At 37.7% G+C, this 25129-nt stretch carries 25 protein-coding genes, 1 riboswitch and 1 other annotated feature; of the genes, 8 read left to right on the top strand and 17 right to left on the bottom strand.

Annotated features, from left to right (window positions below; genetic code table 11):
• Positions 1–12: 12 nt before the first annotated feature.
• The 9 genes from J2S13_RS10740 to J2S13_RS10780 all read right to left on the bottom strand — a co-directional run bounded on the left by J2S13_RS10740 (position 13) and on the right by J2S13_RS10780 (position 7964).
• On the bottom strand, positions 13–570 hold the full coding sequence (locus J2S13_RS10740) for a ferric reductase-like transmembrane domain-containing protein (protein WP_307257759.1): 558 nt from the start codon (positions 568–570) through the stop codon (positions 13–15).
• A gap of 11 nt (positions 571–581) precedes the next feature.
• A complete protein-coding gene (locus tag J2S13_RS10745; protein WP_307257760.1) occupies positions 582–1469 on the bottom strand; it encodes an FAD:protein FMN transferase in 888 nt (295 codons plus the stop codon).
• An 11-nt stretch (positions 1470–1480) separates the two neighbouring features.
• A complete protein-coding gene (locus J2S13_RS10750; RefSeq protein ID WP_307257761.1) occupies positions 1481–1717 on the bottom strand; it encodes a hypothetical protein in 237 nt (78 codons plus the stop codon).
• Between the two features lie 14 nt (positions 1718–1731).
• Entirely contained in the window at positions 1732–2403 is a 672-nt protein-coding gene (locus J2S13_RS10755; RefSeq protein WP_307257785.1) for a copper amine oxidase N-terminal domain-containing protein, read from the bottom strand.
• Positions 2404–2685: 282 nt separating this feature from the next.
• Positions 2686–3000 carry a rhodanese-like domain-containing protein gene (locus J2S13_RS10760; RefSeq protein ID WP_307257762.1) on the bottom strand — a complete coding sequence of 105 codons (315 nt, stop codon included), beginning with the start codon at positions 2998–3000 and terminating at the stop codon, positions 2686–2688.
• Between the two features lie 118 nt (positions 3001–3118).
• Positions 3119–5530: a leucine--tRNA ligase gene (gene leuS / locus J2S13_RS10765; protein ID WP_307257764.1), complete on the bottom strand. Its 2412-nt coding sequence runs from the start codon at positions 5528–5530 to the stop codon at positions 3119–3121.
• Positions 5531–5626: 96 nt separating this feature from the next.
• Positions 5627–5844, bottom strand: a binding site (T-box leader).
• 63 nt (positions 5845–5907) lie between these two features.
• On the bottom strand, positions 5908–7101 hold the full coding sequence (locus tag J2S13_RS10770) for an MDR family MFS transporter (protein WP_307257765.1): 1194 nt from the start codon (positions 7099–7101) through the stop codon (positions 5908–5910).
• 423 nt (positions 7102–7524) lie between these two features.
• Positions 7525–7680 (bottom strand): glycogen biosynthesis protein GlgD, encoded by a 156-nt coding sequence (locus J2S13_RS10775; protein ID WP_307257766.1) that lies wholly within the window; start codon positions 7678–7680, stop codon positions 7525–7527.
• Positions 7677–7964: a YtzC family protein gene (locus J2S13_RS10780; RefSeq protein ID WP_307257767.1), complete on the bottom strand. Its 288-nt coding sequence runs from the start codon at positions 7962–7964 to the stop codon at positions 7677–7679. Before J2S13_RS10780 ends, J2S13_RS10775 begins: the two co-directional genes overlap by 4 nt.
• Before the next feature lie 207 nt (positions 7965–8171).
• On the opposite strand from J2S13_RS10780, the gene mnmL reads away from it, so the two are divergent.
• Together mnmL and mnmM are read left to right on the top strand one after the other, a co-directional pair.
• The gene (mnmL, locus tag J2S13_RS10785; protein ID WP_307257768.1) at positions 8172–9134 is read left to right on the top strand and encodes a tRNA modification radical SAM protein MnmL/YtqA; all 963 of its coding nucleotides are present in this window, start codon (positions 8172–8174) and stop codon (positions 9132–9134) included.
• Positions 9131–9721: a tRNA 5-(aminomethyl)-2-thiouridylate-methyltransferase MnmM gene (gene mnmM, locus J2S13_RS10790; protein ID WP_307257769.1), complete on the top strand. Its 591-nt coding sequence runs from the start codon at positions 9131–9133 to the stop codon at positions 9719–9721. The genes mnmL and mnmM overlap by 4 nt, the downstream gene beginning before the upstream one ends.
• Positions 9722–9802: 81 nt before the next feature.
• Here the strand turns inward: mnmM and J2S13_RS10795 are convergent, their stop codons facing one another.
• The 3 genes from J2S13_RS10795 to J2S13_RS10805 form a co-directional block, all read right to left on the bottom strand.
• Positions 9803–10807, bottom strand: a complete 1005-nt coding sequence (locus J2S13_RS10795) for an LLM class flavin-dependent oxidoreductase (RefSeq protein ID WP_307257770.1) — start codon at positions 10805–10807, stop codon at positions 9803–9805.
• Positions 10808–10895: 88 nt separating this feature from the next.
• Positions 10896–11954, bottom strand: a complete 1059-nt coding sequence (gene tbcS, locus J2S13_RS10800) for a tetraprenyl-beta-curcumene synthase (RefSeq protein WP_307257771.1) — start codon at positions 11952–11954, stop codon at positions 10896–10898.
• A gap of 14 nt (positions 11955–11968) precedes the next feature.
• Complete coding sequence (locus J2S13_RS10805) at positions 11969–12778, bottom strand: alpha/beta hydrolase (protein WP_307257772.1); 810 nt, start codon at positions 12776–12778, stop codon at positions 11969–11971.
• A gap of 102 nt (positions 12779–12880) precedes the next feature.
• Between J2S13_RS10805 and J2S13_RS10810 the strand changes: the two genes are divergently transcribed.
• Together J2S13_RS10810 and J2S13_RS10815 are read left to right on the top strand one after the other, a co-directional pair.
• Positions 12881–13396, top strand: coding sequence for a gamma carbonic anhydrase (locus J2S13_RS10810; RefSeq protein ID WP_307257774.1), 516 nt, complete (start codon positions 12881–12883; stop codon positions 13394–13396).
• 64 nt (positions 13397–13460) lie between these two features.
• Entirely contained in the window at positions 13461–14291 is an 831-nt protein-coding gene (locus J2S13_RS10815) for a C39 family peptidase (RefSeq protein WP_307257775.1), read from the top strand.
• A 328-nt stretch (positions 14292–14619) separates the two neighbouring features.
• Here the strand turns inward: J2S13_RS10815 and asnB are convergent, their stop codons facing one another.
• Together asnB and metK are read right to left on the bottom strand one after the other, a co-directional pair.
• Positions 14620–16509, bottom strand: a complete 1890-nt coding sequence (gene asnB / locus J2S13_RS10820; protein ID WP_307257776.1) for an asparagine synthase (glutamine-hydrolyzing) — start codon at positions 16507–16509, stop codon at positions 14620–14622.
• Between the two features lie 231 nt (positions 16510–16740).
• Positions 16741–17940, bottom strand: coding sequence for a methionine adenosyltransferase (gene metK, locus J2S13_RS10825; RefSeq protein WP_307257777.1), 1200 nt, complete (start codon positions 17938–17940; stop codon positions 16741–16743).
• Positions 17941–18168: 228 nt separating this feature from the next.
• Positions 18169–18373: riboswitch (SAM riboswitch) on the bottom strand.
• Positions 18374–18749: 376 nt separating this feature from the next.
• Here metK and pckA point away from each other — a divergent pair.
• A complete protein-coding gene (gene pckA / locus J2S13_RS10830) occupies positions 18750–20336 on the top strand; it encodes a phosphoenolpyruvate carboxykinase (ATP) (protein WP_307257778.1) in 1587 nt (528 codons plus the stop codon).
• A gap of 62 nt (positions 20337–20398) precedes the next feature.
• On the opposite strand, the gene J2S13_RS10835 is transcribed toward pckA, so the two are convergent.
• Both J2S13_RS10835 and J2S13_RS10840 read right to left on the bottom strand, forming a co-directional pair.
• Positions 20399–20641 (bottom strand): DUF2584 domain-containing protein, encoded by a 243-nt coding sequence (locus tag J2S13_RS10835; protein ID WP_307257779.1) that lies wholly within the window; start codon positions 20639–20641, stop codon positions 20399–20401.
• A gap of 40 nt (positions 20642–20681) precedes the next feature.
• On the bottom strand, positions 20682–21479 hold the full coding sequence (locus J2S13_RS10840; RefSeq protein ID WP_307257786.1) for an alpha/beta hydrolase family protein: 798 nt from the start codon (positions 21477–21479) through the stop codon (positions 20682–20684).
• A 143-nt stretch (positions 21480–21622) separates the two neighbouring features.
• Here J2S13_RS10840 and J2S13_RS10845 point away from each other — a divergent pair, with 143 nt between their 5' ends.
• From J2S13_RS10845 to J2S13_RS10855, 3 genes are all read left to right on the top strand, one after another.
• The gene (locus tag J2S13_RS10845) at positions 21623–22633 is read left to right on the top strand and encodes an ABC transporter substrate-binding protein (protein ID WP_307257780.1); all 1011 of its coding nucleotides are present in this window, start codon (positions 21623–21625) and stop codon (positions 22631–22633) included.
• Between the two features lie 198 nt (positions 22634–22831).
• Positions 22832–23602 carry an ABC transporter ATP-binding protein gene (locus J2S13_RS10850; RefSeq protein WP_307257781.1) on the top strand — a complete coding sequence of 257 codons (771 nt, stop codon included), beginning with the start codon at positions 22832–22834 and terminating at the stop codon, positions 23600–23602.
• Positions 23589–24401 carry an ABC transporter permease gene (locus J2S13_RS10855; RefSeq protein WP_307257782.1) on the top strand — a complete coding sequence of 271 codons (813 nt, stop codon included), beginning with the start codon at positions 23589–23591 and terminating at the stop codon, positions 24399–24401. Before J2S13_RS10850 ends, J2S13_RS10855 begins: the two co-directional genes overlap by 14 nt.
• Here the strand turns inward: J2S13_RS10855 and ytkD are convergent.
• Positions 24398–24874: an RNA deprotection pyrophosphohydrolase gene (ytkD, locus tag J2S13_RS10860; protein ID WP_307257783.1), complete on the bottom strand. Its 477-nt coding sequence runs from the start codon at positions 24872–24874 to the stop codon at positions 24398–24400. The genes J2S13_RS10855 and ytkD overlap by 4 nt on opposite strands.
• Between the last annotated feature and the right edge of the window lie 255 nt (positions 24875–25129).

Raw genomic sequence — 25129 nt, forward strand, 5'->3', positions numbered from 1 at the left:
TCTGTAATTTGTCTATTGTTTCATCTGTTTTTTTGCTGAGGTGGATGTTTCGATTATTTTTAAAACAAATAGCGAGATTACTACAGCGAGTGCTCCTCCATAGAAAGCGGTAATCAGTGGGTTAGATGAATCTGTGCCTATTAATATTCCATGGACGAGCATTCCCACCCAGGCGGGAAAAACAAGGAAATGACTCTTTTTCCATAAAGGATACTTCAATACTTTCATCCATAAGTCAGATGATATCATTACAAGTAAGATAAGGATAAAGGCGATTGTGCCTATTCCTGATTCGATAGGTTCATAAGTAGACAAAAATGGAAGGATTATTTCCTTTATTGTATAAGGTTGATAAGAATCCCATAATAAAAGAATCATATGAGCTATAGCGGTAAATAGCCCACCCCAGGATGACGTTAAGTGAAGATGATGAAATAATGCTTTCTTCATTTTCAGTGATGGAAATTGACCAAGCATTCCAAAAACTAATGAAAGAGTGAAATGGAAGAAGGCAAGTAACCCCAATGCTCGAATAAAATGCCATGTTCCAAAGGATGCGAATTGTTCCAATGAACTCCCTCCTAATCAAATGATTTAACTCTACAATCCCCTTCCTTGACAATATAACGTTTGCAAGTAGGGAAGTTCTCACGAAACCAATGATCTTGCTTTTCTTCTTTCAATAAAAAGCACATCTTAGCCGCCACCTCTCCTTCCAAAAGATTTCGTGTCACAACGGTCGCCTGAATAATATCCGTCACGGCAGGTTCACCAGATATCCCATTTAATATATGATGTTTTCGTTTATATCCATCTGTCCAACTTCGATATAATCGATTCGAAGTAGCCACTGCTCCATTTTTCATTCGGATGGCCCCTATTTCTTTCCCTTCTAGGATGGGATGAGCCAATCCAATTGTCCACTCCTTCTCACCGTCTGACCACACTCTGATGTCCCCCCCACCATCCACTAGTCCGAATGTTGCTTTGCCAAAGTTTTTTAACCAGGTAGCGATTCTTTCCACAACATATCCTTTCGCAAATCCTCCTAAGTCGACTTCTTCTATAGTATTTTTTAAAACTATCTTATCTTTTAAAAAAATAAAGGGTTGAGCCTCTATCGTTTTTTCTTCTATTCTTTTAGAGGGAGAAAAGGTGAATGGAAAGGATTTCGTGTAACCATTCTCCTCCATCTGCCGCTTTAAATACGGAGAAAAAAGTCCCCCCGTTCGCGTAAAATAGTCATTGGCCTTTTTTAATACATCATAAAGAGGGACAGAAAGTTGGATCATACCCCCTTTTGGTAATTGGTTTAACTTGGCCAATTCATTATGTTCATGAAATCTTGACCATTCTTTTTCAACGTAAGAAAGCCACGAGATGATCTGTTCCTGCCAATCTGGAAAGCAACAATTGGAAACGATGAAATAAAAGTTAGTATTCATTATATTAATTGAAAAAGTCTGCATCTTTCTTCCCCTTATGATCTTCTCGTTGTTCGATCACTTTGATATTGCTGCTCAGATACAGGCTCAAAGTTCACCCAGTCTAATGAAAGTAATTCTTTTTCCTTTTCTGACAGGGAATCATCGATCATAATTTCTGGTTGAATAGGATCCTTTATTTCTTCATCATTTCCCATTTGCGTTAACACCAATGCTGAAAAAGATACAGTTGCTGCTCCAATAATCCATTTAGCTTTTTTTGAAGGTTTCATCTTATTTTCTCCTTTCATTGAATCATTTTTTGTAAATTCATCACTTGCTCTTTTTCATTCCACTCAACAGAATATCCTAGACCATTTGCCAACACACTAATTGGAAGATACACATCCCCATGAATATAGGTAGCTTTAGCTGGCATTGGGGTTTTCGTCCTATTTTCATAAATCACATTCGATCCTGCTCGAGAAATTAATTCTGTCTCTCCCTGCTTTACTTCAAGGATTCGACTCGTTTTATAAAAATTTGTTTTCGCTCCTAAAAAGGTACTTACTTCTTTTCCAGGAATGAATAATTCTCCTTGTGAAGGAACAATATAAATCGATAGTGGTTCTTTTGATTGACGTTTTTTTAATGTAATGGTCTTGGGCTCTATAAATGGTAAACTCCCTTTATATGTCGATAATTCACGATCCCATAAGTACCAGTGACTTGTTTTTCTATCACCCCCATCTTCGCCATAGTCATCATCATCATCGTGATCCTCTTCCTCTTTCCATTTTTCTTTTTTGTAATACTTTTCATCATCGCGATGTTCTTTCTCTTTCCATTTTCTTTTGTAATACTTTTCATCATCGTGATGCTCATAGTATTTCTCATCATCATCGTCATCATCTGCATGTACAATAGGAAACCCATTAATTGAACCGATGGAAAATACGAGGACTAACATCATTAGCATTCGTTTCACTTTTACTCCTCCTCCTTTCGATTTAACTGTATTATCAACAAACAATCTGAAAAGAGACTGAAAATCATCGGGGAAACCACAAAAAATATCTTCAGTAAATGTTAGATCCGTTCATGTGACATGATGTTTTGAATTTTCGATCAATCAATTGAAGGACATCTAGCTTTTGCCTATTTTTCGCTACGCTATTTTATTACCGAATCCACGATTTTTCTCCCTACTGATGAACTGATCACAACAAAAAAGGAGAGCTCCTAATCGCTCTCCTTTTCATCAATATTTCGGTTTTGTATCGCCTGTCCACTCTAGCATGCCGCCGATCATATTTCGCACCTTATATCCTTGTTCTTGTAAATAGTAACAGACATTTTCACTGCGACGACCTGACCGGCAAATAACGATATATTCTTCTTCTTTTTTTAGCTTGTCGAGTGATGTGGGAATTTCCATCATTGGGATATGAACGGCGCTATGGATCATCCCTTCTGCTACTTCTACGTCTTCGCGAACATCTATTAAATTTAATTTTTCTCCAGAAGCTAATTTGCTTTTTAACTCCTCCGGTGTGATGACTTGAATCATTTCCATTATGTCAATCCTTCCTTATACTGAATAAAGTGAAACTTCATGTTTTTCATTATAACAAACGTAAAAACAATAGAAAATGGACGGCTACTAAATAACCGTCCATTCTTTTTAAAAAAAATTAATTTGCAACGATATTAACAAGCTTTCTAGGAACTGCGATCACTTTGCGAATTGTCTTGCCTTCGATTTGTTCTTTGACTTTTTCATTTTCTTTCGCCATTTGTTCCATTTCTTCACGGCTTGCTTCTTTCGACATTTTAATTTTGGCGCGGACTTTTCCATTTACTTGAATGACCACTTCCACAACATCGTCAATCAATTTAGATTCATCATATGTTGGCCATTGTTCATAAGTAATGGTTTCAGTTCCCCCAAGTTTTTCCCAAAGTTCTTCGGCAAGATGAGGAGCTATAGGGGATAACAATTTCACAAAACCTTCTGCAAATGGTCTTGGAATCGATGTCGCTTTATACCCTTCATTCACAAACACCATCATTTGTGAAATAGCCGTATTAAAATGTAAGGCTTCATAGTCTTCTGTCACCTTTTTCACCGTTTGATGGTAAACTTTTTCAAGCTCCTGTCCTTGATCAGTTATCTTATCACTTAATTCCCCTTGTTCATTTACGTACAAACGCCAGATCCGATCTAAGAAACGCCGTGCTCCATCAAGGCCAGATGTACTCCAGGCAACAGATGCATCTAATGGCCCCATAAACATTTCATATAGTCGCAATGTATCTGCACCATGGCTTTCAACGACTTCATCCGGGTTCACGACATTCCCCTTCGATTTACTCATTTTTTCATTATTTTCTCCAAGAATCATTCCTTGGTTATATAATTTTTGAAATGGTTCTTTCGTTGGAACAACCCCAATATCATACAAAAATTTATGCCAGAATCGTGCATATAATAGATGTAGAACAGCATGCTCTGCCCCACCGATATACATATCAATCGGTAACCATGCTTTTAATTTTTCTGGATCAGCGATCGCTTCACTATTTTTCGGATCAATATAGCGTAAATGATACCAACAGCTTCCCGCCCATTGTGGCATCGTATTTGTTTCACGGCGACCTTTTTTACCTGTTTTAGGATCTACAACATTGACCCACTCAGAAATATTAGCCAATGGCGATTCACCAGTCCCACTTGGCTTAATTTCCGTTGTAACTGGTAACATTAATGGTAATTCTTCTTCAGGTACGGCTGTTGTTGTGCCATCTTCCCAATGGATGACTGGAATCGGTTCTCCCCAATAACGTTGACGACTAAATAACCAGTCACGTAAACGGTAGGTAATCTTTTTCGTTCCAATTCCTTTTTCCTCTAACCAAGCGATCATTTTCTCAATAGCTTCTTCTTTATTTAAGCCATTAAGGAATTCAGAATTAATATGTTCTCCTTCACCAGTGTAAGCTTCTTTTTCAATATTCCCACCGGCCACAACTTCTTTAATTGGTAAATGAAATTTCTTAGCAAATTCATAGTCGCGCTCATCATGGGCAGGTACGGACATAATGGAGCCTGTTCCATAGCTCATTAATACATAGTCTGCAATCCAAATCGGCATCTTCTCTCCATTGAGAGGATTGATTGCGTACGTACCAGTGAATACACCTGTTTTATCTTTGGCTAGATCGGTCCGCTCTAGATCGCTTTTTGATTTAATTTGATCGATATAGTTTTGTACTGCTTCTTTTTGTTCTTTTGTTGTAATTTTGTCAACAAGTGGATGTTCAGGTGCCAAGACAGCATATGTTGCCCCGAATAAAGTATCTGGTCGAGTCGTAAAAACAGTAAATGTATCTTCATAGCCTTCAATCTTGAAGGTCACTTCGGCTCCTTCTGAACGACCAATCCAGTTCCGTTGCATATCTTTAATACTTTCTGGCCAATCCAATTCGTCTAAATCTTCTAATAATCTATCAGCGTATTTTGTAATTCTTAAAACCCATTGTCTCATCGGACGACGTTCAACAGGATGTCCGCCCCGTTCACTCTTTCCATCAATTACTTCTTCATTAGCTAAAACTGTTCCAAGTGCCGGACACCAGTTTACGGGAACTTCATCTACATAGGCTAGCCCTTTTTCATATAATTTTAAGAAAATCCACTGAGTCCATTTGTAATATTCCGGGTTCGTTGTATTAATTTCTCGATCCCAGTCATAAGAAAATCCTAAAGATTTAATTTGACGTTTAAATGTTCTGATATTTTTCTCCGTAAATTCAGCCGGATCATTTCCTGTATCAAGGGCATATTGCTCCGCAGGAAGACCGAATGCATCCCACCCCATCGGATGAAGAACATTATACCCTTGCATCCGTTTCATACGGGATAAAATATCTGTTGCTGTATACCCCTCTGGATGTCCTACATGCAACCCTACACCTGAAGGATATGGAAACATATCTAATCCATAGAAATTCGGTTTATCTTTATCCTCCGTTGTTTTAAATGTTTGATTCTCTTCCCAATATTGCTGCCATTTTTTCTCGACTTGCTTATGATCAAAGCTCATTTATGTTAACCTCCTTTTTTTACAACAAGATGATCTATATTTACAAAAATGTGAAGAAAAAAGTAAATTTTTGTATTAAAAAACCCCCGCCCCAACAATTGGGACGAGAGATAGACTCCCGCGGTACCACCCATATTAGTGTATGTACACTCGCTTACATCCCTAACGCGGACAAACGGCAAATGCTACTTAATTCTTTTTCACATTTACAACTAAAAAGGCGAGTTCATGGTTGATCTGGTTGACTTGCACCTCCCGTCAACTCTCTGATTGTCAGAAAAAAACCATTACTACTCCTTTGTCATCATCTTTACTTTATATAAATATAAGATTATTTTAGACAAAATGGTACAAGGATGCAAGTATTCATCATTTATTTAAGAGGAATGGGAGGCCAAACATGAGTCTGCTTCTTCTTTCCTCAATGGTTTGTCATATATGCTAGCTAAGAAAATGGCAAGAATCAACAAGCCGATTAAGATGATAAATAATACCGACATGCCATATAAATCGACAAGAAATCCTCCTAAGACAGGGCCAAACATTTTCCCAACGGTCGCCGTTGAATTCACGACCCCTTGATAAAATCCCTCACGCCCTTTTGGAGACAAGCTATCGGCAATCGTTGGAACGGCTGGCCAAACTAGCATTTCACCAGCTGTTAAAATAATCATGGCGGCAAGAAATCCTTTAAACCCATCAGCTACTGCTGTAACAGCAAATGAGGCGATAAAAATCACGATTCCAATCATGATTTGTGCCTTTAAATTATGACGAAATCTTCTCGTGATGGGAGCGAGTAAAGGTTGACCTAACACGATAAAAGCCCCATTGACTGTCCAAAGCAAACTATATTGACTTAATGAAATATTGATTTCTTGTGTATAACTTGCGATTGTCGTAAGCCATTGCACATAACCGACCCAGCAGAGCATATAAGCACTACATAAAATCATAAGAGAAGTTAATTTTCGGAGTTGTTTGATTCCCTGATTTTGTTCCAATATACTCGTAGGGCCCGTGGCGACAGATATATTTCGGTATCCCATTACCGCAATCAAAAAGAAAAGAACAAGCATTAATAAGTTGGCTAAGAAAATATATTCAAAAGAGAAAGATGCGACAAACCCACCTAATGCAGATCCTAATGCAACCCCTAAATTTTGTGAAATATAGATGGCATTAAACGATTTTCTTCCACCTTCAGGCCAAACCGACCCGGCCATTGCATAAATTGCAGGGAAAATGATTCCAGACCCAAATCCAACGATTGTTAGAAAAATGACATAATGTGGCCACCCATGCCAAATATATAGACAAAATAACGCAAATAAAGTGGTAATGGTTCCAAATAAAATTGAGCGATATCCGCCTATTTTATCAAACAAAACACCGCCAAATAAATTCCCTATCACCGTAGCTGCGGAATTCAACATTAAGACCATTCCCGCAATCGATAATGACTTTCCTAAATGATCATGCATGTAAATGGTATTTAACGGCCATAAAAAAGACGATCCCGTTACATTGACCGCCATCCCTATTACTAATAGCCATAATGATCTTGGCATCTCGATCCCCCTTTTCTTCTTTCTCTTGTAAAAACATACGTTTATTTCGTAATTCTAAAATCTAATTTTAATCCTTTTATTTTGTCCATTCAATATCATTGAGCATCTTAAAATTCTGACTATAATACCAAGAGTGAAGGCGACTGTTTTGCTGCGACAAGCAAATGACAAGATCCGAAAGAAGGGGCCTTTCCTTCTGTAGGAGATTGACATTTGACCTCGAGCAGCAAGGAGCCGTAACTGGATGACAAATGTGAAGGCGACTGCTTTGCTGCGACAAGCATCTGAACAGCCTTGACGTCGCGTACTTTGCGACAGAAAGGATGGACAGATGACCTCGAGCAGCAAGGAGCCGCAACTGGATGACCAAAGTGAAGGCGACTGCACTGAAAAAACCGCCATATAAAATGACGGTTTTTTCGATTATGATTGCTTTGATTTTACTGGTTGACTTGTTTTGGCATTTTTCCTTTTTAGTTGGTCCACAGGGCTATTTTCAGCGGCAAATTCATATCGTTCTGGATTTATGCCATTTTTTGTTTTTTGCTCCGGGTTATTTTGATTAGAACGTCTCTTCAAAACATTCTCCCTCCATACCGATCATGATCTAATAAAATCATATTATTTTGAAGCTGTTGTAGTTGAAATCGTTTTCGGTCTAACATCTCTCTTTGTTGGCTATTTGCACTATTATATAGTTGCAATAGATCATTATATAGTTCTTCTAGTTGTTGCATCGATTCTGTATATTCTTCATCATGATAATGTCCTTGGAGATGCCCTTCTTTATACTGATCTTGTGCTTGTCTAAATACATCTTCACAACGCTGGATGAATTGATCCATCGAATCTCTTGTTGCCATACTCATCCTCCTCACAACTGTTGAAGCGTTATAGGCTTCTTTTCTTAGTTTTTTCAAAAGCTTCACTTTCTATAGATGGGAAAGTACGGTTTTCTAGGGGAACGCTTCTATGTTCACTTTATTTTTTTATGATAATATTAGGAAGCATGAAAACCCCAATGGTAGGCATTTTAGATGGATGTAGGGATTTTTTAGGAGGTAGGAAGCATGGAAAATCCATTTCCTTTTGCAAGTGATCAAAAAAGATATCATACGTGGAACTATCATTTACGCCAAACATTTGGACATAAAGTCTTTAAAGTTGCTTTAGATGGTGGCTTTGATTGCCCAAACCGTGATGGTACGGTTTCCTATGGTGGTTGTACATTTTGTAGTGCAGCGGGTTCTGGCGATTTTGCCGGAAATCGGGCAGATGACTTAACGACACAATTTAATGAAATAAAAGAAAAAATGCATGAGAAATGGAAAGATGGGAAGTATATGGCCTACTTTCAAGCTTTCACAAATACTCATGCCCCTGTTGATGTACTGCGTGAAAAATATGAAACCGTTCTTCAATTAGAAGGCGTTGTCGGACTTTCAATTGCCACAAGGCCCGATTGTTTACCAGATGATGTAGTCGAATATTTAGCTGAATTGAATAAACGGACTTATTTATGGGTGGAACTAGGCTTACAAACGGTTCATGAACAGACCGCAGAACTAATCAATCGTGCCCATGATTTCCAATGCTATGTCGACGGTGTCGCGAAATTAAGAAAACATGGTGTTCGAGTTTGTTCCCATATCATTAATGGATTACCTTTAGAATCGAAGGAAATGATGATGGAAACTGCGAAACAAGTTACCGATTTAGATGTTCAAGGAATCAAAATCCATCTTCTTCATTTATTAAAAGGAACCCCCATGGTCAAACAATATGAGAAAGGATTGTTACAATTCCTTTCATTCGATGACTATGTAAACTTAGTTTGCGACCAATTAGAAATATTACCCCCTGAAATGGTCATTCATCGAATCACAGGGGATGGACCTATTGACTTGATGGTTGGACCGATGTGGAGTGTAAATAAATGGGAAGTATTAAATGCGATTGATCGTGAGTTAAAACGCCGCAACAGTTGGCAAGGGAAATATTATCATCAAATGAAAACGAAGGTGAAAGAATGAAATTAGACGGCATATTACCCTTTGCGAGAAAATTATTACAAAAATCCGTTCAAGATGGCAGTATCGCGATTGATGCGACCATTGGCAATGGAAATGATACCGTTTTTTTAGCTAATCTTGTTGGAGATAGTGGTCACGTATTTGGATTTGATATTCAAAAACAAGCCATTAATAAGACAAAAGAACGCCTAGCAAAAGAAAAACTGCTCGACAGAACGACTTTATTTTTACAAGGGCATGAGCATATTTCTGAACTCATTCCTGACGACTTACAAAAAAGGGTCTCAGGTGCGATCTTTAATCTTGGCTATTTACCAAAAGGTGATAAGTCAATCGTGACAAAACCTGATACGACGATTTCAGCGGTCGAACAATTACTAAAAATGATGAGTTCAGAAGGTATCATTGTTTTAGTCATTTATCATGGACATGAAGAAGGAGCGGTCGAAAGAGATGAGCTTCTTCATTTTGTCAAAAAGCTCGACCAATCGAAAGTACATGTGTTGCAATATCAATTTATCAATCAACAGAATAACCCACCGTTTATCATCGCATTAGAAAAGCGGGGGAAAGATCCGTTTTCATGATAGACGACGAGAATCGGCGCCTGGTTGTTTCGTGAACAAAAAATCAGGCGCATCTCATAACCGAGATGCCCCCGTAGATTTTCATTTCAATACAGCTTCTGCTACTAATTCAAATGATTTTAATTTATCTTTGAAATCGTAAATGATGGAAACGAGCATGATCTCATCTGTTTCATACAACTCGCCTAATCGATATAATTCGTCTCGCACATGCTGTGGATCCCCGACGACCATTCGTTTACGATTCTCTTCAATGCGCATTTTTTCATATGGACTATATGAATAAGCGGATGCTTTTTCCGGACTCGGTGTACCAGAAGAAGTCATACCTTGCTCAATCATCAAGATTGATAAATCAAGACTCGAAGCGATCCATTCTGCTTCCTCTTGCGTTTCTCCACAAATCACAAAGACAGATACCATGCTTTTTGAATGACTTAAATAAGGGGAAGGTTTGAAATTATTTCGGTATGCTGCCATATACTGAGGCCCACCATTTCCGTTAATAAATTGAGCAAAGGAATAAGGTAATCCTTTCTCAGCAGCTAACATCGCACTGGAAGGACTAGAACCTAATAACCAAACTTTTGGGGATGTTTTTATTAGGGGGGAAGCCTTCAAACCGCGGTACGGTTGATGGTCGCCTATGGAGTCATGTAAAAACCTTAGCAACTCTTCAATTTGATCAGGGTAACGGTCGACATTTCTTGGTTTACCGTCATGAAGAGCCATCGTCGCCAGTGGCATTCCTCCAGGAGCTCGTCCCAACCCTAAATCGATTCGATTAGGATTTAATCCTTCTAATACCCGAAAGTTTTCAGCCACTTTATATGCACTATAATGAGGAAGCATCACCCCTCCGGACCCTACACGGATATGATCTGTTTTCGCAGCAATATGCGAAATTAACACTTCTGGTGAGGAACCTGCGAGACTTGTTGCATCATGATGCTCGGAAACCCAAAATCTTGAGTATCCTAATTTTTCCACATGACGCGCAAGTTCCACTGTATTAGCAAGTGCTTCTTCAGCTGACATTCCTTCAGATATAGGCGATTGATCTAAAACACTTAACTTTAAAGACATCTTTACATCTCCTTATCATTCATTTCATGACCTCATTATCATTGACAATGAAAAAGATGTCCATTGATTTGATTTGGTATCCATTGCATTATTTTGCCAAGAAGCGGTATGCACGTGCATTATAATAAAAAAACATACTCATGGTCCCTCCAAAACGAACCATTTTTTTCGCCATTTTATTCATCTTTTTCTCTCTTCTCACCTTCTCATCGGATAAATAAACTCCAAGTAATCCCCGAATAATGAGTTGATGGAATTTCGCGTCGGGAAGAAGTCTTGCGTGAAGATCCGCCTGTTCAAAAAAATATTGAAATCTCCTAAAGATCATTTCATTATTTTCATAATAAAAACAAAAGTTCAAATCCCCTTCAAGATGATCCTCTTCTTGGTCGATGAAATAATCAAGTAAAATATGGAGCCCTTGAACGAATGGAAAATATCCATCCCGAATCGTTTTAGCCACTTCCAGTTGGAAATCATCCCGTAAGGAATAAGCAATTAAACAAAAAATCCCCAAAGTAGACCCGGCACATGCCGAAAACTCATACCAATACAGATCACGTTCACAAGGTTCCTCATAGTGAAACCATTGAATCAGTCGATCTTCTCTTTCTTCGATTTGAACATGCTTATGCACTTGGAGATCGCAATAATAATGGCATAGTTCTTGCAAAAACGGGGTAATCTTATCCAAATGCTTTATTTTTCCAAGAACAGATTGGCAAGTATGAACAAGCTCATACAAATATCCTCCATCATCTTGATCCATTCGATACCGATAATAATTTCTAATTGGAGCCCCAACCGTTAAGGCATCTTCTGCCGCCTCATGCAAGGCAGCAAAGTCTTTCGGGTCTAATGAATTGCTGCGGTCACAAAGATTGTCCAAATAATCACTAATGGTCTGGTAGGCGACGATAAATTTGATCGCGTCCTCCATTTTCTCTAATGAAATCAAAGCTAAAATCGCGCCACCTTCACAATGAAAAGTTTTCAATTGAATGCTCGATAATGCTTGTCTTCGTAATTCTCTATTAGGAATTTCCATCGCCTTTTGTTTCAAACCATCCAATTCCTTATGAACGACAGGAAATACATCTTTATACACTCTTCTCATTAATGTTAAAGGTTCATTAGGCAGTTTCATTTTATAACCTCTTTTCACTCAATTAAATAACCAAGTGTACGCAAACAATCCTCGACGAAGTCTTTTCCATATTCAAACACATCTTCTCGCTCTGGCTCACTGAAAATTTCATGATATAGCTTCGGCCATTCTCGGTAATGCATTTCTGTAAGAGATAATTGATTAAACCACTTCTTGACTGCTTCCTTATTGACAATTTTATCATCTCCCCCTTGCATAATTAAGAGAGGAAGATCAGGCATTTTCGAAATATTCGTGAAGGCAAGATCGATCGCATGGACTAATTCCCGGTACCATCTTACAGATACTTTCGTTAAGAATAACGTGTCGTTCATATCCACCTTTTGAACTTCTTTATTTCTTGTTGCCATTTCAATGGTCAAACGCGGCGAAACTTTGAGGGAAGGCAATAAATAATTTAGACCGTATGAAAGAAAATTCAACATCTTTGGAGGGGTAAAATGAATCCCTAAACAAGGAGAAGAAAGAATCACACCTGTAATCGGAAGTCTGGCTTCTTGTAATAATCGAACCGCAATTAATCCACCCATACTATGACCTAATAAAAAAATTGGCATTTCGTACTGAGCAGCGGACTGAACCCACGTTTTCACTTCATCTATATACTCATCAAATGAATCAATATGTCCTCTTTTTCTTCTTGACGACAGACCTTGTCCAGGTAAATCCCCCATTAAAACGTGGAAGCCCGAGCTTCTCCACATTTCTGCGACCCACCAATATCGTCCATGATGTTCCATCGCTCCATGGATCATTATGATCACGGCTTTTGCAAACCCATCCTCAGTTTCCCATTTTCTCATCACCGGTCCCCCTTTTAATGAAATAAGTTATACAAATGATGCTATTTCCTATAAAATATAGAAAAGGTCTAATTAATGTCTACACAAGGAAGGAGTTTTCACATGATTTATCCATATAAAGGAAAGCAACCTCAAATTGCTGATTCAGCCTATATTGCTGATTATGTAACCGTTACGGGAGATGTCATAATAGGTGAGGAGTCTAGCATTTGGTTTAATAGTGTCATTCGCGGAGATGTCGCTCCCACCATTATCGGAAAAAAAGTAAATGTCCAAGATAATTCAGTTCTTCATCAAAGTCCAAATAATCCGCTCATTATTGAAGATGACGTAACTATTGGCCACCAAGTGATTCTACATAGCTGTAAGATTAGAAAAGGAGCCTTAATCGGCATGGGATCGATTATTTTAGATAATGCTGAAATTGGTGAAGGAGCTTTTATTGGAGCAGGGAGTCTCGTCCCACCTGGAAAAGTCATTCCTCCAAACACAATGGCCTTTGGGCGACCTGCAAAAGTCATTCGTCCCATCAATGACCATGACCAAAAGGAAATGAACCGTATCTATCAAGAATACGCAGAGAAAGCTCAATATTATAAAACTTTACAAAAAAAATAAGAATGGCTAATGTTACTATGCCCCTCTTTTTTAACAATTATAAAAAGGATGTTTCGGAATTGAAATGACACTTAAATTTATATTACTTCTTATTTTGATCATGCTGATCGTATTCGTCATTCTCATTTGGAAAAGATTTAACGGAAAGTTGGCTATATCATCTTTTATTATGATAATCTTGATTCTTTTCGGAATGTTTCTCAGTTTAGATGAAAATAATCAAGAACGATTTTTATATGCCATTGATGAGCCCCTGTTCAAACACTATTATTCAGTTATTAAAATGAAAGACAGTACTTTAATTGATGCACCCCTTGTTGCACAATTACCGGAATTACCTCGGGGATGTGAAGTCACAAGTCTAGCGATGCTACTTCAAAGTGCCGGTGTATCAACAGATAAAATGACACTGGCATCAGAAATTAAACGAAACCCTGCTACATACAAAAAAGAGAATGGAAAGATTTATTTTGGCAATCCAGCTAATGGTTTCGTAGGGAATATGTATACATTTGAAGAACCTGGTTTAGGGGTCTTTCATGAACCTATAGCCGAATTGGCTAAAAAATATTTACCTGATCATAAAGTGCTTGATTTATCAGGAGGAGACTTCGAGGATATTAAAATCCAGCTATCCGACGGACGACCAGTTTGGGTCATCATTAATACAGCTTATGATGAATTACCCGATCACTATTTCCAAACATGGCATACAGAAGATGGAGAGATCCGGATTACGTATAAAGAGCACTCCGTATTAATAACGGGATATGATGAAGAATATATATACTTCAATGACCCCCTTACAAATACAAAAAACAAAAAACAACCAATCCAAACTTTCGAAAAATCTTGGATTCAAATGGGAAGACAAGCCATCACCTATCTTCCATAAAAATCAAAATCAAAAGCGGAAGCGCCTGTTCATCGGCGTACGGATTTCGTAGTCTTTGACTGAGATAAAGGAAACACAGCGAGGTATTTTCGAGCTGATGTTGACTTATCGTAGGGAAAAGACGGAGAAATTCGCTAGACGATAGGCGCTGGAGCTGGACGATCAAAAGCGGAAGCGCCTGTTCATCGGCGTACGAATTTCGTAGGTTTCGACTGAAATAAAGGGAACGAGGCAAGGTAGTTCAAAAGCTAATGATATCCATATCCCCAACAATAAAAAAGAGGAAAGGCGCCTAAGTTACTTAGGACAGCCTCATCCTCTTCTTTTTTTATCCCACTTGATATTCTGGTTTTTTCTTTCCAAAATCATATTTTTCCTCAACATAGACATCATGCCAAATCATAAAGACAAGGATCGTCCAAATCTTTCTACTATTATCCATTTTCCCTTGAACATGATCTTCTAATAAATTCAAAATATAATCTTGGTGGAAATATTCATTCGCACCACTATTTTTAATTAGATCCAATGCCCAATCATACATTTCGTCTTTTAACCAATGACGGATTGGAACTGGGAATCCTAATTTTTTGCGATCAAGTACATGATCAGGAACGATACCTTTAGCTGCTCTTCTTAAAATGTACTTAGTTGTTCCATGAGCTGTTTTTAATTGGGTTGGAATGTTAGAAGCAACTTTAAATACTTCTTTATCTAAGAATGGAACACGAAGCTCTAAAGAATGAGCCATCGTCATCTTATCCGCTTTTAATAAAATATCACCACGAAGCCATGTGTGAATATCAATATATTGCATCCGATCAACAGGATCATAATCTTTTGTTTCCATATAAAATGGCTTTGTCAATTTTTGATAATCAAGGCCTTCGGAATAATGGCGGAGAAGACTTCTTTTCTCTTGTTCCGTGAACATTTTGGCATTTCCAATATAACGCTCTTCCATTGGAGTTACTCCGCGTTCAATAAAGCTCTTTCCTTTCATTCCTTCAGGCATCATTTTCGCTATGAGACGGAGAAATGATTTCAAGATCATAGGAATTTTATTAAAAACTTGCAAGGATTGTGGTTCTCGATAAATATTATATCCGCCAAATAGTTCATCAGCCCCTTCACCTGATAAAACAACGGTCACATGTTTTCTAGCTTCACGGGCAACGAAATATAATGGAACACATGCTGGATCTGCTAATGGATCATCTAAATGCCACATGATTTTCGGAAGTTCTTTCATATATTCTTCTGGTGTAATGACATAGCTAATGTTCTCAACACCTAGCTTGTCAGCTGTCTCTTTCGCAACATCAATTTCACTAAATCCATCTCGTTGGAAACCAACAGAAAATGTTTTAATATTCGGATGGAAGTTTTTAGCGATAGAAGCAATGATGGAGGAATCAATTCCACCAGATAGGAAAGATCCAACTGGCACATCACTTCTCATATGAACATTGACAGAATCAAGTAGCACATCTTGAATTTCTTTAATATATTGATCTTCTGATTTTAAAATAGGACGGAAAGATGCTTTCCAATAGCTGCGAATCTTCATCTTTTCTCCTAGTTTTTTCGTAAAACAATGACCAGGTTCCAACTTCTTAATGTTCGCTGTTAAGGTATAAGGCTCAGGGACATATTGATACGTTAAATAATGTTGCAAGGCATCATGATCAAATTCTTTTTTTTCTAAAGATAGTAAAATACTTTTCTTTTCCGATGCAAAAAACGTTCGATCTTCCTCTTCTAAATAGAAAAATGGTTTAATGCCAAAAGCATCCCTTGCACCAAATAAAACTTTCTCCTGCTTATCCCAAATAACAAAAGCAAACATTCCACGCAGCTTATCAACCACTTCTTCCCCTATTTGACTATATAAGGCGATAATCACCTCTGTGTCTGAAGAGGTTTGGAATGCATAGCCAGACTGGATAAGACCTTCGCGTAATTCTACGTGATTATAAATCTCTCCGTTAAAAATAATCCAATATCGCTCATTCTCATAAGATAATGGTTGATGACCGTTTTCGATGTCAATAATACTTAAGCGACGGAAACCGAATTGTATAAATTCATCAGAAAAAAAACCTTCATCATCAGGACCACGATGTTCAATGAGATCATTCATTTGTTTAAATTGTTGTTGATCACATACGATCTCTTTTGCAGAAACATTTCTTACACAACCAATAAAGCCACACATAGAAAATCCTCTTCTCTATTTGATTTAAAAATAAAGTTCAAGTCCTAACCTATAATGTAAACTATCTTTCTATAAACTTCTACCATTTTATAGTGAACATAAAAAAATTGTAACAAATTAGATTGATTTGTTAATAGTTATTCTAGCTCATTTTCAAAAAGTTACCCATAGTTCTAAATTTTATAACAATAATAAAGGAGTCACATTGTAAATGTAACTCCCCCTATCATATTATTTCAAAGCTTGTTCTTTCAATACTTCTGCTTTATCTGTTCGTTCCCAAGGAAGATCAATATCCGTACGTCCAAAATGACCGTATGCCGCCGTGTTCTTATAAATCGGTCGGCGCAGATCTAGCATTTTGATAATCCCCGCTGGACGAAGGTCGAAATGATCCCGAACAACTTTCACTAATACATCTTCTGAAACTTTCCCAGTACCAAATGTATCAACAGAGATAGATACTGGCTGAGCAACTCCAATCGCATAAGCAAATTGAACTTCACATTTATCAGCTAAGCCCGCTGCAACAATATTCTTTGCTACATAACGCGCTGCATACGCCGCAGAACGATCCACTTTTGTAGGATCTTTCCCAGAGAAAGCTCCTCCACCATGGCGAGCATAGCCACCATACGTATCCACAATGATTTTTCGACCTGTAAGACCTGCATCCCCTTGTGGTCCCCCAATGACAAAACGACCTGTAGGATTAATAAAGAATTTCGTTTTTTCATCAATTAGTTCTTTTGGAACAACAGGATTAATAACATGCTCACGAATATCTTTTTGAATTTGTTCTAATGTAATTTCTGGATGATGCTGTGTAGAAAGAACAATCGTATCCACGCGAACAGGTTGATTTTTTTCATCATATTCAACCGTTACTTGTGTTTTCCCATCAGGTCGTAAATATGGAAGAACTTCCTCTTTTCGAACCTCTGTCAGACGACGTGCTAGTTTATGAGCTAATGAGATCGGTAACGGCATTAATTCCTTCGTTTCATTACATGCAAAACCGAACATTAACCCTTGGTCACCTGCACCAATCGCTTCAATCTCATCATCACTCATTTGACCTTCACGTGATTCTAAAGCTTCGTTTACTCCAAACGCAATATCTGGAGATTGTTCATCAATCGAAGTGAGTACCCCGCAAGTTTCAGCGTCGAAACCGTATTTTGCTCGTGTATAACCAATATCCCGAATCGTATCACGAACAATTTTCGTAATATCCACATATGAAGATGTTGTAATTTCTCCTGAAACTAGTACAAGCCCTGTTGTCACAGAAGTTTCAGCGGCTACACGTGCATTTGGATCTTCCGCTAAAATAGCGTCTAAAATAGCATCTGAAATTTGATCGCAAATTTTATCAGGATGCCCTTCTGTAACCGATTCAGAAGTAAAAAGGCGACGATTAACTGTCATAAAGATTCCTCCCCTAAAATTTTTCCCTTCCTTTATAGTGTCGTAATGGAAAGGTGAACCGAATCAATACTTTATACAAACATCATGCTCACGGTACTCGTTCCCTACGTAGTAGTATGTTATAAACATTGGTAAAATATCACTACCAACGACCAAGGCCATAATAAAAATAAAAACCTTTCCTATAATATTGAGGGAAAGGTTGCATTGTAACACTTTAGCCTTTCACTCTTATCGTTCAAGGGAATCCCTTGCTTCAGGTTAGCACCTTTTCTCTCAAAACTGGGCGTGAAAATAACCAACTCGTTTCGCAGCCAATTTCACAAAAGAAGTATGGACGAGAGAATAATAAATCTATACATACGCTCGGTTTTTGCAAGAGCAGGTTGCTGGGTTTCATTGGGCCTGTCCCTCCACCAACTCGGGATAAGAGTATCCGTTCAAGGTACAATGTTAACGTACGTCTATAATTCATGTCAACCTGTTTTTCATCACATGAACAATTGCACCAATGTAATCCCTCAAAGAAAAAACACAAAGCAGATTCCTGATCTAAATCCAACAAAAGAATCTGACTAGACCTAAAATAGGGTCTTTTTAAAATAACAACTTGCTCCACCATGTTTTTACCTTATTATATTAGTGAAAGATATTCTCCGACAAATAATGAGCATTTTCTAAGAAAATGTGACAAAATAAAAAACAAAAGAAAAATTTTTTAAATAGTATAGACTATTCCTTCGAATGTGTTATACTATTTCTAGAACAAATAAGCGTATAAAAATCAGACAAAGGAAGGTTATAAATCTATGAACTCTGTAAGCGTTTCAAGCGAAATTTTGGAATTATTAAACGGTGCAAACGTCATGATGCAACCATCAGTTCCTCAATTAGTTGAAAAGGTATTAAACCGTAAAGAAGGAATCTTATCAGAAGCTGGAGCTGTTTGCGCTGAGACTGGTAAATATACAGGTCGTTCACCTAAAGATAAATTTATCGTAGAAGAGCCTTCTACTAAAGATAAAATTGACTGGGGTTCAGTTAACCGACCTATTTCCAAAGATGCGTTTGATCATTTATATAATAAAGTAGTGGATTACTTAAAACAAAAAGACGAACTTTTCGTTTTCAAAGGGTACGCTGGAGCTGACAAAAAACATCGCCTACCTATTCAAGTAGTTAATGAATATGCTTGGCAGAACCTTTTTGCTCATCAATTATTCATTCGTCCAACGGAAGAAGAGTTAGAAAGTCATCAAGCAGAATTCACTATACTATCTGCTCCAGATTTTAAAGCAGATCCTGAAGTGGATGGAACCAACTCTGAAACATTCATCATCGTATCATTCGAACGCCGTATCGTATTAATTGGTGGAACCGAATACGCTGGGGAAATTAAAAAATCAATCTTCTCCATTATGAACTATTTATTACCTGAATCAGATATTTTATCTATGCACTGTTCTGCCAATGTTGGCTTTGAAGGGGATGTCGCATTATTCTTCGGACTTTCTGGAACAGGAAAAACAACATTATCTGCAGATCCTCATCGCCGACTTATTGGAGATGACGAGCATGGATGGTCACCGAACGGGGTCTTCAATATTGAAGGTGGTTGCTATGCGAAATGTATCGGTTTATCTCGTGAAAAAGAACCACAAATTTACGATGCAATTCGCTTTGGCTCAGTATTAGAAAATGTTGTTCTTGATCCAGATAGCCGCATTCCGAACTATGATGACAATACTTTAACTGAAAATACACGTGTTGCTTACCCAATTCAAAATATTGACAACATTGTAACACCAAGTATAGCAGGTCATCCAAATACAATTATTTTCTTAACAGCTGATGCTTTTGGAGTATTACCTCCAATCAGTAAATTAACAAAAGAACAAGCAATGTATCATTTCTTAAGCGGATATACATCTAAATTAGCTGGTACAGAACGTGGAGTTACTTCACCAGAAGCTACATTCTCAACATGTTTTGGCTCACCATTCTTACCACTTCCAGCTACACGTTATGCGGAAATGTTAGGGAAGAAAATTGACGAACATAATGTTCAAGTCTACCTAGTGAACACAGGTTGGACAGGTGGCGAATATGGTGTAGGTAATCGTATAAAATTAGCCTATACTCGTTCTATGGTTCAATCTGCTTTACTTGGTGAACTTGAAAGCACAGAAACCATTAAAGATGAAATCTTCGGATTAGAAATTCCTTTACATGTGCCTGGTGTACCTGATGAAGTATTACAGCCAGTGAAAACATGGGAAGATGATAAAGCTTACGAACAAAAAGCAAAAGAACTTGCTGCGAAATTTAATGAAAACTTCAAAAAGTTTAACAATGTAGCGGTTGAAATTGAAAAACTTGGCGGACCAATTTCGTAAGTTACGACTGAGAAAAAAGAAACACAGTAAATTAAAAAAGCGAGACACAATGTCTCGCTTTTTTAATTTGTCGTATTAAGGGAGATTAAATGATAAGTAATTACCGTTTTTTCATTCGACCACTGTAACTGATCGATAATCGCTGTCCCACTCGCTTCTACATCCTTAAATTTATGAACGTGAATGGGGATATGTAATGGATAAACACGGTATCCAGTTTTCGTTAATTCAAAAACATTTTCTTCTTTTCTTATTTCTTCCCCTTTTGTCACAATCATTGTATTAAATTCCAAAGGCATTCCCATGATCATCCCCTGCCCTTTCTCTATTGATCTCCCATCTATCCTAACATGATTCACCTTGACTTTTCATCCATTGACATAAATTTGTAACCACTTGTCTATTTACAACTGGTGGAAAATAATGTGTGTAATCCTCGAAATACCATGTTGTCACTTCTTTTCCAAGTTGGTGCAGTCCTTTTTCTAATCGGAAAGAATGTTCAGCTGACACATTTTCATCTTTTAGTCCGTGAATAATAAGAACAGGACAGGTTATTTTCCCCAATTCAAATAAAGGTGTTCTTCCGTCATATTTTGATTTGCACTTATTCGGGCTCCCCCCTATTACCCTTTTCATCATTCTTCTTAAATCCATTCTTTCCATATAGGTTAAAGTCATATCCGTCACTCCCCCCCAAGAAACGACAGAAGCTACACCCTCCATATAGATTGCTGTAAAAAGGGCCATCACCCCACCTCGAGAAAATCCAAATACATGAATTTGACTTTTTAAAACATTAGGTTGTTCTTTTAACCATCGATAGGCTGAGAAAGCATCTTCCCGATCTCGCCCAGCAAAATCTTCATCCCCTTCTCCTCCCCGATTTCCACGGTAAAAAGGAGCAAAAACAACAAACCCCTCAGATGCAAACTGTGCAATTCTCGCAGGTCGAACCATTCCGACATTTTTGATTCCACCACGTAAATATAAAAAACCAGGATAAACTCCACTTTCTTTAGGTTCTGCTAATAACCCCTTCACTTTCAATCCATCAGACAAATAAGTAATAATATACATCTTTACATTTGGATTTGGAGAGGGAAATCTATATTTTTCCCCAGTAAAATAGAAACCTTCCATATCACCAACAACTCCTAACAAGCCTAATGATCCCCATAATGGGTACAAAATATGAATATATTCTATAGGCTATCACACATTTTCACCATAATCATAAGATAAAGAAAACTCACTTGTAATGCATTTTTTAGAGGAGGATCACAATGAAAAAAACGTGGATAAAATGGGTGTCATTATTACTATCTGCCATCGTTATTTTTTCTTTAGCAGCCTGTAACCAACAAACGGAGAAAAAAGAAAAAAGGCAAAAAATACGGGTTGCCGAAGTAACGAGATCCATATTTTATGCCCCACAATACATTGCAGTGGAAAAAGGATTTTTTGAAGAAGAAGGATTAGATGTGGAAATCAAGACGACTTGGGGTGGAGATAAAACGATGACAGCCCTATTATCAAATGGTGCCGATATCGCCTTAGTTGGATCAGAAACATCTGTATATGTATATGCACGTGGCGCTAATGACCCCATCGTTAATTTCGCACAGCTCACTCAAACAGATGGAACATTCCTTGTAGCCAGAGAAAAAGTAGAAAATTTTAACTGGGATCAATTAAAAGGTGCAGACTTTTTAGGACAACGAAAAGGTGGAATGCCACAGATGGTTGGGGAGTATGTCTTAAAGCAACATCAAATTGATCCAAAAAATGATGTAAACCTCATCCAAAATGTTGACTTTGCCAATATTGCGAATGCCTTTGCCTCTGGAACCGGTGATTATGTCCAGCTATTCGAACCTACTGCATCTATTTTTGAAAAAGAAGGGAAAGGACAGATTGTTGCCTCATTTGGAGAAGAATCCGGTACTGTTCCATACACCACTTTTATGACAAAGAACAGCTATCTAAAGGAAAAAACTGAGACCATTGAGAAATTTACAAGGGCCATCTACAAAGCACAGCAATGGTTAAATACCCATAGCACAAAAGAAGCCGCCAAAGTCATCCAGCCTTATTTTGAAGATACAGAAATTGAAATCATCGAAACAGTGATCGATCGGTATAAAAACCAACATTCCTTCGCTACCGATCCCATATTAGATGAGAAAGAATGGAATCAGCTCATCCATATTATGAAAGAAGCAGGAGAACTCCCAAGTCAAGTCGATTACAAAACATTAGTTGACACAAGCATCGCGGAAAAAATTGTGAAATAAAGCTCTAGATCCATACGTGCTTTTATCCGCATCAGTCATGAAGCCTTGAAGTGCAAATATCTCGGGTTCTAGCGCATATATTCGTGGGAAATGTGCATAACTCTCAATTTGTAATGCATAACCTTTTGGGAAATACGCAAAAAGCATTCAGCCACATCTAGAAAAAGGAAGGAAATAAATGATAAAGGAGGACCTTCGATGGGTTTTGTTGAAATTGACTCCATCTCGCACACTTATTTTACTCCTACGACAGCCAATAATGCTTTAAAAAATATTCATTTTACCATCGAGAAGGGAGAATTCATTTCGCTCATTGGACCAAGTGGTTGCGGGAAAACCACTTTATTGTCCATTGTGGCAGGTCTCCTCTCCCCTACCAATGGGAAAATTCTCATAGAAGGGAAAAATCCCAATCAGTTAAAAAGCCTGATCGGTTATATGCTTCAGCAAGATTATCTATTTCCATGGAAATCGATTGAAGAAAATATTTTCTTAGGCCTGAAAGTCATGAATCTTTTAAATGAGGAAACAAAACAAAAAGCAATTCATTTGTTAGAAGTGATGGGATTACAAGGGGTGGAAAAACAATCTCCTAGACAATTATCTGGAGGAATGCGGCAGCGAGTCGCTCTCGTTAGAACATTGGCTGTGAATCCGAAACTATTATTATTAGATGAACCCTTTTCCGCTTTAGATTATCAAACAAAGTTAAAATTAGAAGATTTAGTGTTTACTACTCTTAAATCTTTTCATAAAACAGCCCTTCTCGTCACACATGATATTGGAGAGGCTATCTGTATGAGTGATCGAATTATCATGCTTTCCAGAAGTCCAGGAAGCATTCATAGAATCTTTAAAGTACCAAAAGAATTGCGGGAACTTTCACCTTTCGAGGCAAGAAACCATTCACAATTCCCCGATTTTTTTCAACAAATATGGAAGGAGTTGGAGTTACTTGAACACAAATAACAAAATCAAACTCCTCCATGATCAGTATATAAGTCAAATAAAAAAAGAGAAGCGATTTGTGATTTTTTATCAACTGCTCATCTTTGCCGCCTTCTTCTCACTTTGGGAAATGGCTAGCTACTTTCAGTGGATTGACCCATTAATATTTAGCTCACCAAGTCAAATCTGGCAATTATTTATTAACAAAATCATGGATGGTTCCTTAATCAACCACCTAACTGTCACATTAACTGAAACCGTATTCGGCTTTATTCTCGGTACATTATTAGGTACGATACTAGCATCGGCTTTGTGGTGGTCACCCTTTTTATCCAAAGTTCTTGACCCTTATCTTGTCATTTTGAACGCGATGCCAAAAGTAGCCTTAGGACCAATCTTAATCGTAGCTTTAGGACCTGGATATTTATCGATCATCACAATGGGAGCGATCATTTCCGTTATTATTACGACGATTGTGGTCTACACATCATTTAGAGAAGTCGACCCCAACTACGCAAAGGTTTTGCAAACGTTTGGAGCCACACGTAATCATATTTTTAAAGAAGCCATTCTACCTGCTTCCTTTCCAGCGATTATATCAACCTTAAAGGTAAATGTCGGATTATCATGGGTAGGGGTGATCGTCGGTGAATTTTTAGTATCCGCGAAAGGACTTGGCTATATGATTATATACGGATTCCAAGTATTCGACTTTACCCTTGTCCTACTATCCCTTCTCATCATCGCCATCTGCGCAACCGTAATGTACCAACTCGTTGCAATCATTGAAAAACTATTGATACGCAATGACTCAAATTAATAAAACCCTTTTTCCTTTAAATAACGCAATGTCGTCGGAACCACATCATCTTTCATTATAAAACTATACTGTTCCTTCTGTAATTCGAAAGGCAATGTCTCTTTTGACACATAAACAGGGCCATCTGTTTCCAAATAATCATCCTTCTTATCTAATTCAGAAATCTTCGCGAAAAAGATGGCCTTTACAAATGTTTTTTTAGGATCCTTCACATAATAATCGCCAATATGAACCAATTCCTCCACTTTCCCGCCCGTTTCTTCATATACTTCACGAATGGCGGCTTCTTTGATTGTTTCATTTTTTTCTACCTTCCCACCTGGAAATTCTAATCCTCTAATCGAATGATGGGTTAATAACCAATCATGTTGATATTGGCTAAAAACGAATACGTGTTTTTGTGGAAGCTGAAAATGATTCGGTTCAAAACTAAGAATCACTTCATTTCCATTCATATCCGTAAAATATTTCATCATTTTCACCAGTTTCTTTTCATTGAATATTTTCTTACCTAGATAAAATTATACCTAAATTATTCACCGCAATCTAAAACTTTGAGAATTTCATGAAATTTATAACGCTAAGGGAAATTGAGACCGAAAAAATAGCCTAGTTAGAGACGATTTGAAACGTGTCTTGCGAGAAAACCGATTTTTGGGCAGACTTGCCCCTTGGTGCGAGTTCGATTTTTTAAAAATGGCTATTTAGTTAAATGTTAGCTGCTGCAC

The sequence above is a fragment of the Oikeobacillus pervagus genome (assembly GCF_030813365.1).
GTDB classification, from domain to species: domain Bacteria; phylum Bacillota; class Bacilli; order Bacillales; family DSM-23947; genus Oikeobacillus; species Oikeobacillus pervagus.